Annotated in this window: 15 protein-coding genes and 1 pseudogene; 5 read left to right on the top strand and 11 right to left on the bottom strand. The window is 69.8% G+C overall.

Features of this window, described 5'->3' with window-relative positions; all coding sequences use genetic code 11:
* The first annotated feature begins 80 nt into the window (after window positions 1–80).
* Window positions 81–788: a helix-turn-helix domain-containing protein gene (locus tag ACFYZZ_RS28945; protein WP_389181811.1), complete on the top strand. Its 708-nt coding sequence runs from the start codon at window positions 81–83 to the stop codon at window positions 786–788.
* A gap of 56 nt (window positions 789–844) precedes the next feature.
* Here ACFYZZ_RS28945 and ACFYZZ_RS28940 read toward each other — a convergent pair whose 3' ends face one another.
* Window positions 845–1,870 carry an ATP-dependent 6-phosphofructokinase gene (locus ACFYZZ_RS28940; protein WP_389181808.1) on the bottom strand — a complete coding sequence of 342 codons (1,026 nt, stop codon included), beginning with the start codon at window positions 1,868–1,870 and terminating at the stop codon, window positions 845–847.
* Window positions 1,871–2,057: 187 nt separating this feature from the next.
* Between ACFYZZ_RS28940 and pta the strand changes: the two genes are divergently transcribed.
* From pta to pyk, 3 genes are all read left to right on the top strand, one after another.
* Window positions 2,058–4,148, top strand: coding sequence for a phosphate acetyltransferase (gene pta / locus ACFYZZ_RS28935; RefSeq protein WP_389181805.1), 2,091 nt, complete (start codon window positions 2,058–2,060; stop codon window positions 4,146–4,148).
* Window positions 4,145–5,350, top strand: coding sequence for an acetate kinase (locus tag ACFYZZ_RS28930; RefSeq protein ID WP_386578913.1), 1,206 nt, complete (start codon window positions 4,145–4,147; stop codon window positions 5,348–5,350). Before pta ends, ACFYZZ_RS28930 begins: the two co-directional genes overlap by 4 nt.
* A 163-nt stretch (window positions 5,351–5,513) precedes the next feature.
* Window positions 5,514–6,941, top strand: coding sequence for a pyruvate kinase (gene pyk, locus ACFYZZ_RS28925; RefSeq protein ID WP_389181802.1), 1,428 nt, complete (start codon window positions 5,514–5,516; stop codon window positions 6,939–6,941).
* 229 nt (window positions 6,942–7,170) lie between these two features.
* Here the strand turns inward: pyk and ACFYZZ_RS28920 are convergent, their stop codons facing one another.
* The 4 genes from ACFYZZ_RS28920 to ACFYZZ_RS28905 all read right to left on the bottom strand — a co-directional run bounded on the left by ACFYZZ_RS28920 (window position 7,171) and on the right by ACFYZZ_RS28905 (window position 11,424).
* Entirely contained in the window at window positions 7,171–8,514 is a 1,344-nt protein-coding gene (locus ACFYZZ_RS28920) for a hypothetical protein (RefSeq protein WP_389181799.1), read from the bottom strand.
* A complete protein-coding gene (locus tag ACFYZZ_RS28915) occupies window positions 8,504–9,061 on the bottom strand; it encodes a DUF6114 domain-containing protein (RefSeq protein ID WP_386578925.1) in 558 nt (185 codons plus the stop codon). The genes ACFYZZ_RS28920 and ACFYZZ_RS28915 overlap by 11 nt, the downstream gene beginning before the upstream one ends.
* A 119-nt stretch (window positions 9,062–9,180) precedes the next feature.
* Entirely contained in the window at window positions 9,181–9,828 is a 648-nt protein-coding gene (locus ACFYZZ_RS28910; protein WP_389181795.1) for a DUF6230 family protein, read from the bottom strand.
* Window positions 9,829–10,449: 621 nt separating this feature from the next.
* Window positions 10,450–11,424 carry a tetratricopeptide repeat protein gene (locus ACFYZZ_RS28905; protein ID WP_389181792.1) on the bottom strand — a complete coding sequence of 325 codons (975 nt, stop codon included), beginning with the start codon at window positions 11,422–11,424 and terminating at the stop codon, window positions 10,450–10,452.
* Window positions 11,425–11,634: 210 nt separating this feature from the next.
* Here ACFYZZ_RS28905 and ACFYZZ_RS28900 point away from each other — a divergent pair, with 210 nt between their 5' ends.
* Window positions 11,635–12,252 carry a TetR/AcrR family transcriptional regulator gene (locus ACFYZZ_RS28900; protein WP_389181789.1) on the top strand — a complete coding sequence of 206 codons (618 nt, stop codon included), beginning with the start codon at window positions 11,635–11,637 and terminating at the stop codon, window positions 12,250–12,252.
* Between the two features lie 152 nt (window positions 12,253–12,404).
* Here ACFYZZ_RS28900 and ACFYZZ_RS28895 read toward each other — a convergent pair whose 3' ends face one another.
* From ACFYZZ_RS28895 to ACFYZZ_RS28870, 6 genes and pseudogenes are all read right to left on the bottom strand, one after another.
* Window positions 12,405–14,105: a methylmalonyl-CoA mutase gene (locus ACFYZZ_RS28895; RefSeq protein ID WP_389181787.1), complete on the bottom strand. Its 1,701-nt coding sequence runs from the start codon at window positions 14,103–14,105 to the stop codon at window positions 12,405–12,407.
* Between the two features lie 140 nt (window positions 14,106–14,245).
* Window positions 14,246–14,584 (bottom strand): DUF3817 domain-containing protein, encoded by a 339-nt coding sequence (locus tag ACFYZZ_RS28890; RefSeq protein WP_389181784.1) that lies wholly within the window; start codon window positions 14,582–14,584, stop codon window positions 14,246–14,248.
* Between the two features lie 43 nt (window positions 14,585–14,627).
* Window positions 14,628–15,137, bottom strand: a complete 510-nt coding sequence (locus ACFYZZ_RS28885) for a MarR family winged helix-turn-helix transcriptional regulator (RefSeq protein WP_381785580.1) — start codon at window positions 15,135–15,137, stop codon at window positions 14,628–14,630.
* 156 nt (window positions 15,138–15,293) lie between these two features.
* Window positions 15,294–15,944: a TetR/AcrR family transcriptional regulator gene (locus tag ACFYZZ_RS28880; protein ID WP_389181781.1), complete on the bottom strand. Its 651-nt coding sequence runs from the start codon at window positions 15,942–15,944 to the stop codon at window positions 15,294–15,296.
* A gap of 20 nt (window positions 15,945–15,964) precedes the next feature.
* A pseudogene (locus tag ACFYZZ_RS28875) lies at window positions 15,965–16,126 on the bottom strand (DUF4166 domain-containing protein); the annotation flags it as partial.
* Between the two features lie 44 nt (window positions 16,127–16,170).
* Window positions 16,171–16,929, bottom strand: a complete 759-nt coding sequence (locus ACFYZZ_RS28870; RefSeq protein WP_389181778.1) for a hypothetical protein — start codon at window positions 16,927–16,929, stop codon at window positions 16,171–16,173.
* Between the last annotated feature and the right edge of the window lie 79 nt (window positions 16,930–17,008).

Genomic DNA, 17,008 nt, shown 5'->3' with positions numbered 1-17,008 from the left:
GAACCGTACGTTCCTACAATTAGTGATCCTGTCGGAACGGCCCGTAGTCAACCCGCGGGTAGCTCCCTAGCTTGTGCGGAGTGCGCCAACCCTCAGCCCAACCGAACCCCTCGGCTCCCCCGTTCAACGCCCCGGCAGCCCGCCGGCTCCGTGCCGCCCTCGGCATGGGGCCCGAGCACGTCGCCTACGGGATGCGTGCGTCGTACGGGATGCCGTACGTCACCCCGGACCTCGTCGTCGCCTGGGAACGCGGGATCGCTTCTCCCGACAATCCCGAGCTCACCGCCCTCGCGGGTGTGCTGTGGTGTTCTCCGGGTGAACTGATCGGCAGGCCCCGTACGCTGCGCGAGCACCGGGTCGCCCGCGAGATCGCGCCCGAGGACGTGGCCCACGCCCTCGGCATGGACCTGTCCGGGTATCTGCGCATGGAGGAGAGCGGGGAGTGGCGGGGCAACGAGCGCCAGTCGGCCGCGCTCGCCCGGGTGCTGGAGCTGCCCCTGCCCGACTTCGTGACCGTCACGGGCCGCGAGAATAGGCTCGCCGAGCTGCTGCACAGCGCGGTGACCACCCGCTGGCAGGCCTATGTGCGCCCGGTCGCGAAGCTCGCGCCCCTGGACCGGGCAGTCCTGGAGGACGTACTGCAGGAGCTGCACCAGGACTACCAGGGGCACATGGCCGCCACCCTCAGCTGGGGCGGCGGCAGCAGCGATGCCAGCGAGTCCGGCCAGGACTTCATCGGCCGGATCGTGGAGAACTTCTGGACGGCCGTCGAGAACAGGACCGGCTAGTCGAGAACAGGTACAGCCGGAAGAGAACAGGTGCGGCTGGTCGAGAACAGGTACGGCTAGAAGACCGACTCGGCCTCGTCCATGCGGTCCTTCGGGACCGTCTTCAGCTCGGTGACCGCCTCCGCCAGCGGCACCATCTGGATGTCGGTGCCGCGCAGCGCGGTCATCTTGCCGAAGTCACCGCGGTGCGCGGCCTCGACGGCGTGCCAGCCGAAGCGGGTGGCGAGGACACGGTCGTACGCGGTCGGGACGCCGCCGCGCTGGACGTGGCCGAGGATGACCGGCTTGGCCTCCTTGCCGAGGCGCCGCTCCAGCTCGAAGGCGAGCGCGGTACCGATGCCCTGGAAGCGCTCGTGACCGTACTGGTCGATCTCGCCCTTGACGTAGTCCATGGTCCCGTCGACGGGGTGGGCTCCCTCGGCGACGCAGACGACCGCGAACTTCTTGCCCCGGGAGAACCGCTCCTCGACCATCTTGACCAGGTCGGCGGGGTCGAAGGGGCGCTCGGGCAGGCAGATGCCGTGGGCGCCGGCGGCCATGCCGGACTCCAGGGCGATCCAGCCGGCGTGCCGGCCCATGACCTCGACGACCATCACGCGCTGGTGGGACTCGGCCGTGGTCTTCAGGCGGTCCATGGCCTCGGTGGCGACGCCGACGGCGGTGTCGAAGCCGAAGGTGCGGTCCGTGGAGGAGATGTCGTTGTCGATGGTCTTGGGGACGCCGACGACCGGCAGGCCCGCGTCGGAGAGCATGCGGGCCGCGGTCAGCGTGCCCTCGCCGCCGATCGGGATCAGCGCGTCGATGCCGAACTCCTCGGCCATGTCGGTGGCGCGCTCGCAGGCCTCGCGCAGCCGGTCGCGCTCCAGCCGGGAGGAGCCGAGGATGGTGCCGCCGCGGGCCAGGATGCCGCTGACGCCGTCCAGGTCGAGGGTGCGGTGGTGGCGGTCGAGCAGACCGCGGTAGCCGTCCTCGAAGCCGATGACCTCGTCGCCGTACTGCGCCACCGCGCGGTGCACGACCGACCGGATCACGGCGTTCAGGCCGGGGCAGTCGCCGCCTGCGGTGAGAACTCCGATGCGCATCGTGCTGTGTCTCCTGCTCGCTTTCGGTGCCGGTGAGCCAGTGCCGATTGTTTCACGTCCGCCGGAGCGGTGAAGTCCTGACGGGCGCCTTATCCGGCATCGGGGGTACTGTCAAGAGGGTTCTGCTCACCTTGGTGGGCGATTTTTATGTCGTAGACGAGACAGCCACAGGAAACGGAGTGCACACGTGACGCGCAGCGTGTACGTGACCGGGATCGACCGCGGCGACGGCCGCCAGGTCGTGGAGCTGGGGATCATGGAGCTCCTGACCCGGCAGGTCGACCGGGTGGGCGTGTTCCGCCCGCTCGTGCACGACCGACCCGACCGGATGTTCGAGCTGCTGCGGTCGCGGTACCGCCTCTCCCAGGACCCGGCGACCGTCTACGGCATGGACTACCTGGGGGCCTCCGCGCTCCAGGCCGAGCAGGGCACGGACGAGCTGGTCTCCGCACTGGTCGACCGCTTCCACCTGGTGGCCCGGGACTACGACGTCGTCCTCGTCCTCGGTACCGACTTCGCCGACACCCAGCTGCCGGACGAGCTGTCCCTGAACGCCCGCCTCGCCAACGAGTTCGGCGCGTCCGTGATCCCGGTGGTCGGCGGCCGCAGGCAGACGGCCGAGTCCGTGCTGGCCGAGACGCGCAATGCCTACCGCGCGTACGACGGGCTGGGCTGCGACGTCCTCGCCATGGTCACCAACCGGGTGCTGCGTGAGGACCGCGACGCGATCGCCGAGCGGCTCGCGGACCGGCTGCCGGTGCCTTGCTACGTGGTGCCCGACGAGCCCGCGCTGTCCGCGCCGACCGTCGCGCAGATAGCCCAGACCCTGGGCGCCAAGGTGCTGCTCGGGGACGACTCCGGGCTCGCCCGGGACGCGCTGGGCTTCGTCTTCGGCGGTGCGATGCTGCCGAACTTCCTGGGCGCCCTGACCCCGGGCTGTCTGGTGGTGACCCCGGGCGACCGCGCCGACCTGGTCGTCGGCTCGCTGGCCGCGCACAGCGCCGGCACCCCGCCGATAGCCGGCGTGCTGCTCACCCTGGACGAGGTACCGAGCGAGGAGATCCTCACGCTGGCCGCCCGGCTGGCCCCGGGCACCCCGGTGCTCTCGGTGTCCGGCACCAGTTTCCCCACCGCCGAGCACCTCTTCTCCCTGGAGGGGAAGATGACCGCGGCCACCCCGCGCAAGGCGGAGACCGCGCTCGGCCTGTTCGAGCGGTACGCCGACACCGCCGAGCTGGCCCGCCGGGTCTCGGCACCGAGCAGCGACCGGGTCACCCCGATGATGTTCGAGCACAAGCTGCTCGAACAGGCCCGCTCCGACAAGCGAAGGGTCGTTCTCCCGGAGGGCACCGAGGAGCGGGTGCTGCACGCGGCCGAGGTGCTGCTGCGCCGGGGCGTGTGCGACCTGACCCTGCTCGGCCCGGTCGACCGGATCCGCAAGCAGGCCGCCGACCTGGGCATCGACCTCGGCGACACCCAGCTCATCGACCCGGCCACCAGCGAGCTGCGCGACGCCTTCGCCGAGCAGTACGCCCTGCTGCGCGCCCACAAGGGCGTGACGGTGGAGCAGGCCTACGACGTCGTCTCCGACGTGAACTATTTCGGCACCCTGATGGTCCAGGAGGGGCTGGCCGACGGCATGGTGTCGGGGTCGGTGCACTCCACGGCGGCTACCATCCGGCCCGCCTTCGAGATCATCAAGACCCGGCCGGACTCCTCGATCGTGTCGTCCGTCTTCTTCATGTGCCTGGCCGACAAGGTGCTGGTCTACGGCGACTGCGCGGTCAACCCGGACCCGAACGCCGAGCAGCTGGCGGACATCGCCGTCCAGTCGGCGGCCACGGCGGCGCAGTTCGGCGTGGAGCCGCGGATCGCGATGCTGTCGTACTCCACCGGTACGTCGGGGTCGGGCGCCGACGTCGACAAGGTGCGCGCGGCGACCGAGCTGGTGCGCTCGCGGCGGACCGACCTGAAGATCGAGGGGCCGATCCAGTACGACGCGGCCGTGGAGCCGTCCGTCGCCGCCACCAAGCTGCCCGGCTCCGAGGTCGCCGGTCAGGCCAGCGTGCTGATCTTCCCCGACCTGAACACCGGCAACAACACCTACAAGGCCGTGCAGCGCTCGGCCGGCGCGATCGCCGTCGGCCCGGTCCTGCAGGGCCTGCGCAAGCCGGTCAACGACCTGTCCCGCGGCGCGCTCGTCCAGGACATCGTCAACACCGTCGCCATCACGGCGATCCAGGCCCAGAACCCGAGCGAGAAGGCGTCCGAGCTGTGAACACCCCGACCCGTGTCCTCGTCCTCAACTCCGGCTCCTCGTCGGTGAAGTACCAGCTGCTGGACATGCGGGACAGCAGCCGGCTGGCGGTGGGTCTGGTCGAGCGGATCGGCGAGCAGACCTCCCGGCTCAAGCACACCTGCCGCACCACGGGCGAGACCCGTGAGCACACCGGCCCGATCGCCGACCACGACGCGGCCCTCAAGGCGGTCGCCGAGGAGCTGGGCCGGGACGGTCTGGGCCTGGACTCGCCGGAGCTGGCCGCGATCGGGCACCGGGTGGTGCACGGGGGCATGTTCTTCACCGAGCCCACCGTCATCGACAACGAGGTGCTCGCCGAGATCGAGCGGCTGATCCCTGTCGCACCGCTGCACAACCCGGCCAACCTCACGGGAATCCGCACCGCGCAGGCGCTGCGCCCCGATCTGCCGCAGGTCGCGGTGTTCGACACGGCGTTCCACACGACGATGCCGGAGTCCGCGGCCCGCTACGCGATCGACCCGAAGATCGCGGACCGGCACCGCATCCGCCGCTACGGGTTCCACGGCACCTCGCACGCGTACGTCTCCCGCGAGACCGCGCGGCTGCTGGGCAAGGACCCGTCGGAGGTGAACGTGATCGTGCTGCACCTCGGCAACGGCGCCTCGGCGTCGGCGGTGGAGAAGGGCCGGTGCGTGGACACCTCCATGGGGCTGACGCCGTTGGAGGGCCTTGTCATGGGTACGCGCTCCGGCGACCTGGATCCCGCGGTCATCTTCCATTTGGCGCGTGTTGGCGGAATGTCCATGGACGAGATCGACACTCTTCTCAACAAGAGGAGCGGTCTGTTCGGCCTGTGCGGGGACAATGACATGCGGGAGATCCGCCGCCGGATCGACGAGGGCGACGAAGAGGCCGCGCTCGCCTTCGACATTTACATTCACCGGCTCAAGAAGTACATCGGCGCCTATTGCGCGGTGCTCGGCCGGGTGGACGCGGTCGCGTTCACGGCCGGGGTCGGCGAGAACGCGGCGCCGGTGCGGGAGGCTGCGATCGCGGGCCTGGAGGGGCTCGGCCTGGCGGTCGACGGCGAGCTGAACGCCGTACGCGGCGACGAGCCGCGGCTGATCTCGCCCGAGTCCGCGCGGGTCGCGGTCGCCGTGGTGCCGACCGACGAGGAACTGGAGATCGCCACGCAGACCTACACGCTTGTCGGGCAGTAACAATATGCGGCTCCGCCGCGTGGTCAGTTGAGCAAAAGGCAGTACAGCTGAGCAGTGGAGCTGAGTAATACACGGCAGTAACACGCCTGAGCGCATGTCCGCCCATTTGTATCTTCCGCCAGACGGAATATTCCGCAGCGAAACAAACCGATAGGATCGCCCCATGCGCCGTTCGAAAATCGTCTGTACTCTCGGCCCCGCGGTCGACTCCCACGAGATGCTCGTCGCCATGATCGAGGCGGGCATGAATGTAGCCCGCTTCAACTTCAGCCACGGCACCCACGCCGAGCACCAGGCGCGGTACGACCGCGTCCGTGCGGCTTCGAAGGAGACCGGCCGGGCCATCGGTGTCCTCGCCGACCTGCAGGGCCCGAAGATCCGCCTGGAGACCTTCGCCGAGGGTCCGGTCGAGCTGGAGCGCGGTGACGAGTTCGTCATCACGACCGAGGACGTGCCGGGCGACAAGCACATCTGCGGTACGACGTACAAGGGGCTGCCGGGCGACGTCTCGCGCGGCGACCAGGTCCTCATCAACGACGGCAACGTCGAGCTGAAGGTCCTGGACGTCGAGGGTTCGCGGGTGAAGACGATCGTCATCGAGGGCGGTGTCGTCTCCGACCACAAGGGCATCAACCTGCCCGGCGCGGCGGTCAACGTCCCGGCGCTGTCCGAGAAGGACATCGAGGACCTGCGCTTCGCCCTCCGCATGGGCTGCGACATGGTCGCGCTGTCCTTCGTCCGGGACGCCAAGGACGTGCAGGACGTCCACCGTGTGATGGACGAGGAGGGCCGCCGGGTCCCGGTGATCGCCAAGGTGGAGAAGCCGCAGGCGGTCGAGAACATGGAGGACGTCGTCCTGGCGTTCGACGGTGTGATGGTCGCCCGTGGCGACCTCGCCGTCGAGTACCCGCTGGAGAAGGTCCCGATGGTGCAGAAGCGCCTGGTCGAGATGTGCCGGCGCAACGCCAAGCCGGTGATCGTGGCGACCCAGATGATGGAGTCGATGATCACCAACTCCCGGCCGACCCGCGCCGAGGCCTCCGACGTGGCCAACGCGATCCTGGACGGTGCCGACGCGGTCATGCTGTCGGCGGAGTCCTCGGTGGGCGCCTACCCGGTCGAGACGGTCAAGACGATGTCGAAGATCGTCGCCGCGGCCGAGCAGGAGCTGCTCTCCAAGGGCCTGCAGCCCCTGGTCCCGGGCAAGAAGCCGCGCACCCAGGGTGGTTCGGTCGCCCGCGCGGCCTGCGAGATCGCCGACTTCCTCGGCGGAAAGGGGCTGATCGCCTTCACCCAGTCCGGCGACACCGCCCGCCGGCTGTCCCGCTACCGCGCGGCCCAGCCGATCCTCGCCTTCACCACCGACGAGGGCACCCGCAACCAGCTGACCCTCAGCTGGGGCGTGGAGCCCCACGTCGTCCCCTTCGTCAACACCACTGACGAGATGGTGGACATGGTCGACCAGGAGCTGGCCAAGCTGGGCCGCTTCACCCCCGGCGACACGGTCATCATCACCGCCGGCTCACCCCCCGGCGTCCCCGGCACCACCAACATGGTCCGGGTCCACCACGTGGGCGGCGAGAGCAAGTAAGGCTCCCCGCAAGGGCTTTGTACGACACTGAGGGCGCCCCCTGTGACAGGGGGCGCCCTCAGGCGTTCACGCCGGGCCGTCGCGGTAGTACGGCTTGAGCAGCATGAGGCCCACGGACGAAATCAGCCATCTGCGCATCCTCTGAAGGGTCGAAATGGCCGTGGCCCGGTCCTCCACGAGTGGAGGACCGGGCCACGGCGTGCGGCTCCCGAACGGGTCTGGGGGGTGCTCAGTCGGTGGTGTACACGTGCATGCCGGGCACGTGGAGGTCGCCACCGAACTGGGCTGCCTGCGTCACCTTCACGTTGGTGAAGTAGATCAGCGGGATGTTGAGCGGCGGCGGGCTGTCGGGGCTGAACGTCACCGGGATCAGTCCGAACAGGTTGCCCGAGATGCTCTGGGTGTACATCACGGTGTCGCCGTTGCGGATGGTGGACGTCGAGCCCTTCTCGGCCTGCACGTGGTAGACCTTGCCGGACTGCTTGTCGTTGACCGTCTGGTGCAGGTCGCCGATGTCGGTCCCGCCGGAGATGACGTACTTCAGCACCTTCTTCTTGGTGCCGCCCGCCGTCTTCACCTCGACGATGCCCTGGTAGTCGGCGCCCTTCAGCAGCAGCGAGCTGGCGTTCAGGTACCAGGGGTCGTCCGCCACCGGCACCTTGTTGTCGACACCGCTGACGTCGTCGGTGGCCGCCACACAGTTGTCCGGAGCCGTCGAGGAGCTCGCGGAGGGGCTGGGCGTGGCCGACGCGGCCGCGTCCGTGGCCGCCTGGGTGGTGCTGTCGGCCGTCTTGGAGACCGTGTCGGTGGTGTTCTTCACCGTGTCCGTGACCGTCGTGGCGGCCTTGGTCGCGGTGTCCTTGACGGTGTCGGCGGCGCTGCCCGTGTCCGAGGAGCCGGACGAGGACGACGTGGCCGGCGACGAGGACTCGGACGCGGACGGCGTCGGGCTCGTGGACGTACCGGAGTCCTTCGTGCCGCCGGTGAGGACGTCACCGATGTCACCGATCGTGTCGCCGATGGTGTCCAGGATGGTGCCACCGCTGCTCTGGGACGCCGACGGGGTCGGCGTGGCCGTGCTGCCGCCACCGGAGCCCGAGGAGCCGGAGTCCGAACCCGAGCCGGAGGAGCCGGAGGTCGCCGTCGGCGTGGGCGTGGCCTGGTCGCCGGAACCTGAATCCGACGAAGACGTCTTGCCCGTGGTCTTGCCGTCCTGGGTCTCGGCGGACGCCGTGGGGGTCGGCGTCGCCGTGGCGGTGGACTCGCTCGCGGACGGCGACGGCGAGGCCGAGGCGTCCTTGGAGCCGTCCAGCGCCGCGACGCAGTCCTTGTAGTCCGCGGCCTTCTGGCTGTTGGACGTCGACGGCGTGCTGCCGTTGTCGGCGAGGGCGAGGGTCGAGGTGAAACCCATGCCCACGATGACCGCCGTGGGCATGGCCACGGAAGCGATCGCCTTGCCGCCCGGCATATGGAACCTGGTGAACAGCGGCCTCTTGGGTGCCGCGTGGCGTGGCCCGGTTCTCGCGCGGGACCCGTCCACGTCGGTCCCGTGGGCCACCTCGTCAGCCGGCACTGTGCCTCCCGTTCGCCTCGTTGGCCGGGCTCGTCCCTGACAGGTCGTACGACTTGCTCACCTCGTCCGCGGCCTGCGGCGGCAGCGGCGCGGCTTCGGGGGCTGCGCCCTCACCCGGACCGGGCCCGGCCGGCGGCTCCGGCTGCGGCTCCGCGGCCGGCGCCCACGCCACGGCCATCGCTCCGCCGACGAGGGCGAGCAGGAAGCCCATGATGAAGCCGCCGAAGTTGGAGACGGGGAGCGACACGAGCGCCAGCAGGATCGCGGCGACTCCCGCGAACGTACGTACGTGCTTCTGGAACCAGAGGCTGACGCCCAGCACGATGAGCAGCACGCCGATGATCAGGGAGCCTGCTCCCGCCGTGGTCGCCATCGCCAGCGTCAGGTGACCGAGCTGGAGGTGGAAGTACGGGAAGTACATGATCGGAAGACCGCTGAGCAGGACGTAGAGCCCGGCCCAGAACGGACGGGTGCCCCGCCATGCGCGGAACTGCAGCCTCCGGTGGGTGAACTGGCCGGGTTCGGCGGCAGGAGTCTCGGCGCTCATGGAAAACAGCTCCCTGGTGCGGCGTTGCTGTGGTGGTGATGTGTACCGCGCGTGAAGACGCGGCCGGAGTGCGGGTCGGGCGGGGGTGCCGTCGGCTCCCCCGCCCGATCACCGAGTGCCTAGTAGCACTCGATGCCCTTGCCGTCGCCCTTGTGCAGCGACATGTGCAGACCGCTGAGCTTGAAGGTGCCGGCGGTGGTGGCCCACGCCGTCTGCTGCACCCCCGTCAGGTCCGCCGAGTCCGCCTGCTGGGCGAAGCCGAACGGGTTGGCCTGCTCGCCGTTGCCCTTCATGCCCGGACCCTTGCTGGCGTCCTTGGCGGCCACACCGATGTCGATGCCGTTGAAGGTCGCGTCGGCCTGCAGGTCGTCAACATCGATGTAGAGGTTGTGGGCCTGGACCTTTTCGTGACCCGCGCCGCCAGCCTCCAGACGGAGGGTGACCGACCCGAGGAACGGCACGTTCGGGGTGACCACGGACTGGCACATGTTGGTGATCGTGGCGTCGTTGAACGACGAGACGGCGACGGCGTGGGCCGTCTTCTTCCCGTCGAGCGTGTAGCCGCTGTCGACCGCCCCGTACTGGGCGAAGCCCTCACCGTGGAGGCTGTCGGCCGTCACCTTGAACTGCTGACCCGAAACACTGAACGAAGCAGCGAGAGCGCCCTGCGCGAGGGCGACACCTATCGCGGCCGTAGCGGCGACGCTGGGCACCATGACCACAGCGAACCGCTTCCATCTGGTCCCGCCACGCACCTGGGACTCCATATTTCCTCCTTCTCGGACGTACATCTCCTGGCCCGGACTCGCCCCAGTCGGCGGCTCAGCCAGGCAGGGATGGGAGAAGTGCTACGTCCTCGGGAAGGAGAGCGCCTGTACCCGGAGGCGCGAACCGCGCCCGAATCACCGGCGATCACCCCCGAGCGACAACCACTGGTCGCGCCTGACACACATCACGCACAACCTCTGGACAGGCTTCGCCGGTTCGGCGAAGACCCCCCTGCCCTAGAGCCGGCGCCACTGCCGCCGGCTCTGCCCGGTGGGGACCCAGAGTCTCCCGCGACCCGACCGGCTGTCGGGGTACGGGAATGGACCGAGCGTCGCCGATCGTGGTGCATTCTCGCGCCGGGCACAAGGGGGTTCGTTACTCGCTAGTAACGGCCGGATAACCGAACAACGACCCGCCGGTCTCGGAGCGCCACCCTGGGTGGCCTCCTGGGGTGGAGCAATGCCATTTATTTCAGGACAAAACCAGACAGGTCAATGGCCCTGATTTACTGCGAGTAACAGCGGCCGCGATTACCAAGATTTGGTAAAGCGCGGCCGCCCTGACGCCTCGTCGGCAAATCTTTCACCCCGGCATCACAAGCCGTGGCGTTTAGTAACTGGTCAGAACAGGGCTCGGGCCAGCGCCCGGCGCGCCCCGACCACCCGCGGATCCTCGGGTCCGACGACCTCGAACAGCTCCAGCAGCCGACGCCGCACCGCGTCCCGGTCGTCACCCACCGTGCGCTGCACGGTCTCGATGAGCCGCCCGAAGGCGTCCTCCACATGACCGCCCACCAGGTCGAGGTCGGCGGCCGCGATCTGCGCGTCCACGTCGGCCGGCTTCTCGGCGGCCTCCTTGCGCACCTGCTGCGGGTCCATGCCCTGCACCCGCTGGAGCAACTCGGCCTGTGCGAGACCGAGGTTGGCCTCCGTGTTGGCCGGGTCGTCGGCCAGTACGTTCTTGTACGCCTGGATGGCCCCACCCAGGTCGCCCGCGTCCAGCGCCTGTACGGCGGCCTCCAGCAGGGAGTCGTACGGGCCGGCCGGCACCTCGCGCTCGGCGGCGGCGCCCGGCTGCGCGTCCGGGTCGACGGTCAGGCCGGTCAGCCCGAAGCGCTGCTCGGCGACCTGCACCAACTGGTCCAGGGTCTGCCGGATCTGCTGCTCCCCGGCGGCCCCCTGGAAGAGCGGCAGCGCCTGCCCGGCGACGACCGCGAACACGGCAGGGATCCCCTGGACCCCGAACTGCTGCATCAACATCTGGTTGGCGTCGACGTCGATCTTGGCGAGCAGGAAGCGCCCGTCGTACTCGACGGCCAGTCGCTCCAGGACCGGGCTCAGCTGCTTGCAGGGCTGACACCACTCGGCCCAGAAATCGATGACGACGGGGACTTCGGCGGAGCGCTGCAGGACATCGCGCTCAAAACCGGCTTCGTCGACATCGATGACGAGGTCGGCCGGAGAGACGGCCCCCGCCCCGCCCTGCCGGGCGGCTTCGGCGCGCGCCTGCTCGGCCTTGGCCTTGGCCTCCTGGGCCGCCTTCACCGCGGCGAGGTCGACGACGCCGCTCATGGACATGTTGTTCCGTGGCTGCATGCGTCTATCCTCCCCCGTTCCCGCGTATGAATGAAAAAGCGTTGCGGTTGGCGTCGGGGTCCCCACCCCACGCCGGTGACCGTCGCCCGTGTACGTCCCTCACGAGCTTTCGCTACGAGTCGTAGCGTAATGGCAGAGGGGGCCGCCGCGACACCACGCCCCGGTGATCTCCCTCACGGCATCACAGAAACGGCCGGTTATGGTCGTGGGATGCAGAGCCGCACCCCCGCCAGCCGTACCGGACGCCCGCGCAGCGTCGCCGCTGACGCCGCGATCCTGGCGGCCACGCGGGCGGCGCTGGTGGAACTCGGCTGGTCCAAGCTCACCCTCGGAGACGTGGCGACGCGGGCCGGGGTTGCAAAGACGACGCTGTACCGGCGCTGGGCCGGCAAGCACGAACTGGTGGTCGACGCGGTCGCCGAACTCTTCGACGAACTGGAGATGCCCGACCGCGGCAGCCTGGCCGCCGACATCGAGGGCGTGGTCCTGCAGTTCGCGGCGATCCTGGACCGCCCTGAGGCCCGCAGCGGCCTGATGGCGGTGGTCGCGGAGTCGACCCGGGACGACGCCCTGCGGGAACGTATCCGCGCCTCCATCGTGGACCGCCAGATGCGCCTGGTCCTGGAGGGCCGCGCCCGCGCCCAGTGCCGCGGCGAACTGCCCCCGGAGCCGGACCCCGTGGAATCCGCCCGAACGGGGGACCTCATCTTCGACATGGTCGCGGGCGCGGTGGTCCACCGCACCCTGGTGAGCGGCAAGCCGGCGGACGAGGAATGGGTCCGAAGCTTCACCCGGGTACTGCTGACGGGGCTGGCGTCTCAGCAGTAGGCCGCATACCGGTCAGCAGTAGGCCGCATACCGGGCCGAACGCCCACCCTTTACGTCCACCTCTCGACCCACCGAGTCGGGTGGTGGGTGGGCATAGGCCGGGGGTCCAGGGGGCGGGAGCCCCCTGGTACGCCCGCACCGAGCAACGGCGCCTAGAAGCCGGCCGGCTCCGTGTACACCCCCCACTCCTCCCGCAGCACCCCGCAGATCTCACCGAGGGTCGCCTCGGCCCGCACCGCGTCCAGCATCGGCTCGATCATGTTCGCCCCGGACCGAGCCGCGGCAAGCATCCCGTCCAGCGCCGCAGAAACCGCCGCCTCGTCCCGCGCAGCCTTCCGCGCACCCAGCACCCGGACCTGCTCCCGCTCCACCTCATGGCTGACCCGCAGGATCTCCAGGTCCCCGGTCACCGACCCGGTGTTGACGTTGACGCCGACGACCCTCTTCTCACCCTTCTCCAGCGCCTGCTGGTACCGGAACGCGGACTCCGCGATCTCCCCGGTGAACCAGCCGTCCTCGATCCCGCGCAGGATCCCGGACGTGATCGGCCCGATCGGGTGCCGCCCGTCCGGGTGGGCCCTCAGCCCCCGCTCCCTGATCTGCTCGAAGATCTTCTCCGCGTCGGCCTCGATCCGGTCCGTCAGCTGCTCGACGTACCACGAACCGCCCAGCGGATCCGCCACGTTGGCGACCCCGGTCTCCTCCATCAGCACCTGCTGCGTGCGCAGCGCGATCTCCGCGGCCTGCTCGCTCGGCAGCGCGAGGGTCTCGTCCAGGGCGTTGGTGTGCAGCGAGTTGGTCCCGCCGAGCACGGCGGCCAGCGCCTCCACGGCCGTACGCACCACGTTGTTGTACGGCTGCTGCGCGGTCAGCGAGACTCCGGCGGTCTGCGTGTGGAACCGCAGCCACTGTGCCTTCTCGCTCTTCGCCCCGTACACGTCCCGCATCCAGCGGGCCCAGATGCGCCGGGCCGCACGGAACTTGGCGATCTCCTCGAAGAAGTCGACGTGGGCGTCGAAGAAGAAGGACAGCCCCGGCGCGAACACGTCCACGTCGAGCCCGCGCGAGAGCCCCAGCTCCACGTAGCCGAACCCGTCCGCGAGCGTGTACGCCAGCTCCTGTGCCGCCGTGGCCCCGGCCTCGCGGATGTGGTAGCCGGAGACGGAGAGCGGCTTGTAGGCGGGGATGCCGGCGGCGCAGTACTCCATGAGGTCGCCGATGAGGCGCAGATGGGGCTCCGGCTGGAAGAGCCACTCCTTCTGCGCGATGTACTCCTTGAAGATGTCGGTCTGGAGGGTCCCGTTGAGCACCCCCGGATCCACACCCTGGCGTTCGGCGGCGACCAGGTACATGCAGAAGACGGGTACGGCGGGCCCGCTGATGGTCATCGACGTCGTGACGTCGCCGAGCGGGATGTCCTTGAACAGGACCTCCATGTCGGCGGCCGAGTCGATCGCCACCCCGCAGTGCCCGACCTCGCCCAGCGAGCGCGGGTCGTCGGAGTCGCGGCCCATCAGGGTCGGCATGTCGAAGGCCACGGACAGACCCCCGCCACCGGCGGCGAGGATCATCTTGTAGCGCTCGTTGGTCTGCTCGGCGTTGCCGAAGCCGGCGAACTGGCGGATCGTCCAGGTGCGTCCTCGGTAACCGGTCGGATGGAGCCCGCGCGTGTAGGGGTACTCCCCGGGCCAGCCGATCCGCTCGAATCCCTCGTACGTGTCCCCCGGTCGGGGTCCGTACACCGGCTCCACGGGATCGCCGGAGAGCGTGGTGAAGTCTGCGTCGCGCTTGCGCGCGGCGTCGTATCGGGCCTGCCAGCGTCGGCGGCCTTCCTCGATGGCGTGAGCGTCCATACCATCGAATTTACTTGGACGTCCTAGTAAATGTCGATGCCCGCCGTCCAAGCGGCTGATGTGACCCCCGCCGTACGGGGGTCGTAAGGCGGTCGTACGGCGGTGGAACCGCAGTGGATCGCGGCGGATCGCGGCGGAAACTACGCCTTGGCGACGGCCGGGGCCGGCTCTGCGACCCTGCCCTCCAGCTCGCGGCTGATCTTCCGCTCGACGAAGAAGGCAGCCGTTGGGATCGTCCCCGCCAGCAGCACCCACAGCTGCTTGCCGACCGGCCACTTCGCCTTGGAGCCCAGGTCGAAGGCGAAGACCAGGTAGACGACGTACAGCCAGCCGTGCGCGATGGCGACGACCCGGGTGAAGTCGGCGGCACCGTCGACGTCCATCCCGTACTTGGCGATCATGCTCAGGCACAGCAGGACCAGCAGCACGCCGGTGAGGTAGGCCAGGACGCGGTAGCGGGTCAGCACGCTCTTCTTCATGCGGTCGAGCGTAACCGTCCGTTCCGGGAGATCTTGCCCCGGGTCACTCCTCGTCGAAGTCGTGTGCCGAGATCCGCAGCGGGCGCAGCATGGCGAAGATCTCCGCGCACTCCTCGGCGTCGTACGCCCCGAGGCCGAAGTCCATCGCCATCAGGTCGCGGGTGGCCGCGTCGACCACCTCACGGCCCTTGTCGGTGATGACGGCCAGCGTGCCGCGGCCGTCGTTGGGGTTGGGGCGCTTGGCCACCAGGCCGGACTTCACCAGCCGGTCCACGGTGTTCGTCACGGACGTGGGGTGCACCATCAGCCGCTCGCCGATCTTGGACATCGGCAGCTCACCGGCCTTGGAGAAGGTGAGCAGCACCAGCGCCTCGTAGCGCGCGAAGGTCAGTCCGTACGGCTTGACCACCGCGTCGACCTCGGCCAGCAGGATCTGCTGGGCCCGCATGATCGAGGTGATCGCGGCCATCGAGGGCACGTTTCCCCAGCGCTGCTTCCAGAGCTCGTCGGCACGGGCGATGGGGTCGAAGGGGAGGCTGAGAGGCTTCGGCACGTCATCAGACCCTACCGGCCGGTCATATGCCGGTCAGCCCCGTCTCGGTCTTCGGTCGTTCGGCGGCCACTTTGGCGATGTCCGTCACGACGATCCGACGATGACTCGTCACGTTTAGTCACGGAAAGCGACGGAATGGGGGTCTGGTGTCCAGTGTCAGCGGCGGCCGGTGCGGCGCAGGTGGTGGCGGATCGCGCGCTGGGCGACCGGGCCCAGCTCCTCCAGGGCCGCGACCAGCGCGCCCAGCTGTTCGAGGGCTTCCAGGGCCGCGTGTGCGCCGGTCTCGTCCACGCCCTCGTACAGCTCCATGCCGACGAAGGAGGCGGCGACGGCGCGGGCCAGGCCCGTCGGGTCGGCGAACCCGGCTAAGGGGGTCGAGGCGAGCACCCTGCGCAGCACCTGCTCGATCTCGGCGATCCACAGGTCGAGGCCTGCGGCCGTGGCCGGGCCGAGGGCGGCGTGGGTCTGGGCGCCCGCCAGGAGCTGGCCGAGGAGGGTGACATGCCCGCCGGCCCGTTCCTGCTCGTGTATCTCCCGGCCGATGGCGAGCAGCTCGGAGAGGGAGGTGACGGAGGCGAGCCGGTCGCGATGCCGTGCCACGGCCTTCTCGGCGCCGTAGCGGCAGGCGGCGGCGAGCAGCTCGTCGACCGAGCCGAAGTGATAGAAGACCAGCGCCTGATTGACCCCGGCAGCCGAGGCCACCGTACGGGCCGACGTCTTGGCGATGCCCTGCTCGGTGAGCGTGCGCAGTGCGCCCTCCAGGAGTCGGGTCTTGGTCTCCTGGGCCTTCACCGTCTCCGGGCTCACGCACGCGCCTCCGCCCGCATGTCGAGGCTGCGGGCGCCCATGGAACTGAGCACGGTCCGGGTGTCGAAGCCGCTGGAGCGGCCGGGCAGGTCGAAGGTGCGCACGAAGGTCACCGTCTCACGGCCGAGGGGGTCGGTGTACGGCACGTTCCCGATCATGAAGGGGACGTCCCGGCCGGTGCGGATCTCCCCGCTCGCCGGGCCCGTCGAGGGGCGGCACGCCGGGATCACCCGTGCTTCTCCAGGGCCAGCGTACGCAGGAGGCGGGGGGTGCATGCCTGGGTGACCGGGGCGCGCAGGCAGCGGCGGGCGGCCGGGGTGCAGGCGAGCGGCGCCTTGAGGAGGGCGAGCGAGAGCGCGACCATCAGCAGCAGTGGGCACAGGAAGGCCGCGGCGGCCGCGAACGGGCCGAAGACGCGGATGCCGGACTCCAGCCCCAGACCGGCCAGGCACGCCGTGAGCACCAGCGCGCGCACGGCCAGCTCGGTCAGCCAGTTGACCAGGGCCCGCTCGGGGGTGATGCCCCGCTCCAGCCACAGCCGCAGCCGGTCGAAGGACCAGGCGGTGGCCCAGCCCATCAGCGGCCGGAACACCAGGCGGTCGACGAGCGCGCCGAAGGCGCCCCAGCGGGGGCGGTAGTCGTAGCCGGTGAGGAAGCGGACGCCCTGCGCGTCGGGCACGTAGCGCCAGTAGCCGCTGCCCTCGGCGGGCAGGGAGAGGGGGTGCGGGGAGGTGAAGCGCAGGGCGGCGGTGCGGGTACCGTCGGGGCACTCCTTCTCGCCCGCGGCGACGCCGGAGCCGGACACGGTGAGGAACGGCAGCACGCGCGCGACGTACCGGAATTGCTGCGGTTCGCCCTCCGCGCGGGGGAGGTAGTCGATCTCGCTGACCCGCAGGTCCCAGCGCAGGTGCTGGGCGGGGTCCTGAGTGCGCGCCCAGAGATCGTCCAGGTCGGTGTGGATATGCGTCTCTATGTAGAGACCCATGGTGTTCCCCCACGTCAGAGTGGCGCTTGAGCGACTGCTCAAACTGTCTGGCTGGGAAAGTACCCCCCTTTGAGCGACC

It is taken from the genome of Streptomyces sp. NPDC001816, from assembly GCF_042892235.1.
GTDB lineage: Bacteria > Actinomycetota > Actinomycetes > Streptomycetales > Streptomycetaceae > Streptomyces.
Note: the sequence above shows the minus strand (reverse complement) of the source record. Positions and strands in the feature narration are given on the sequence as shown.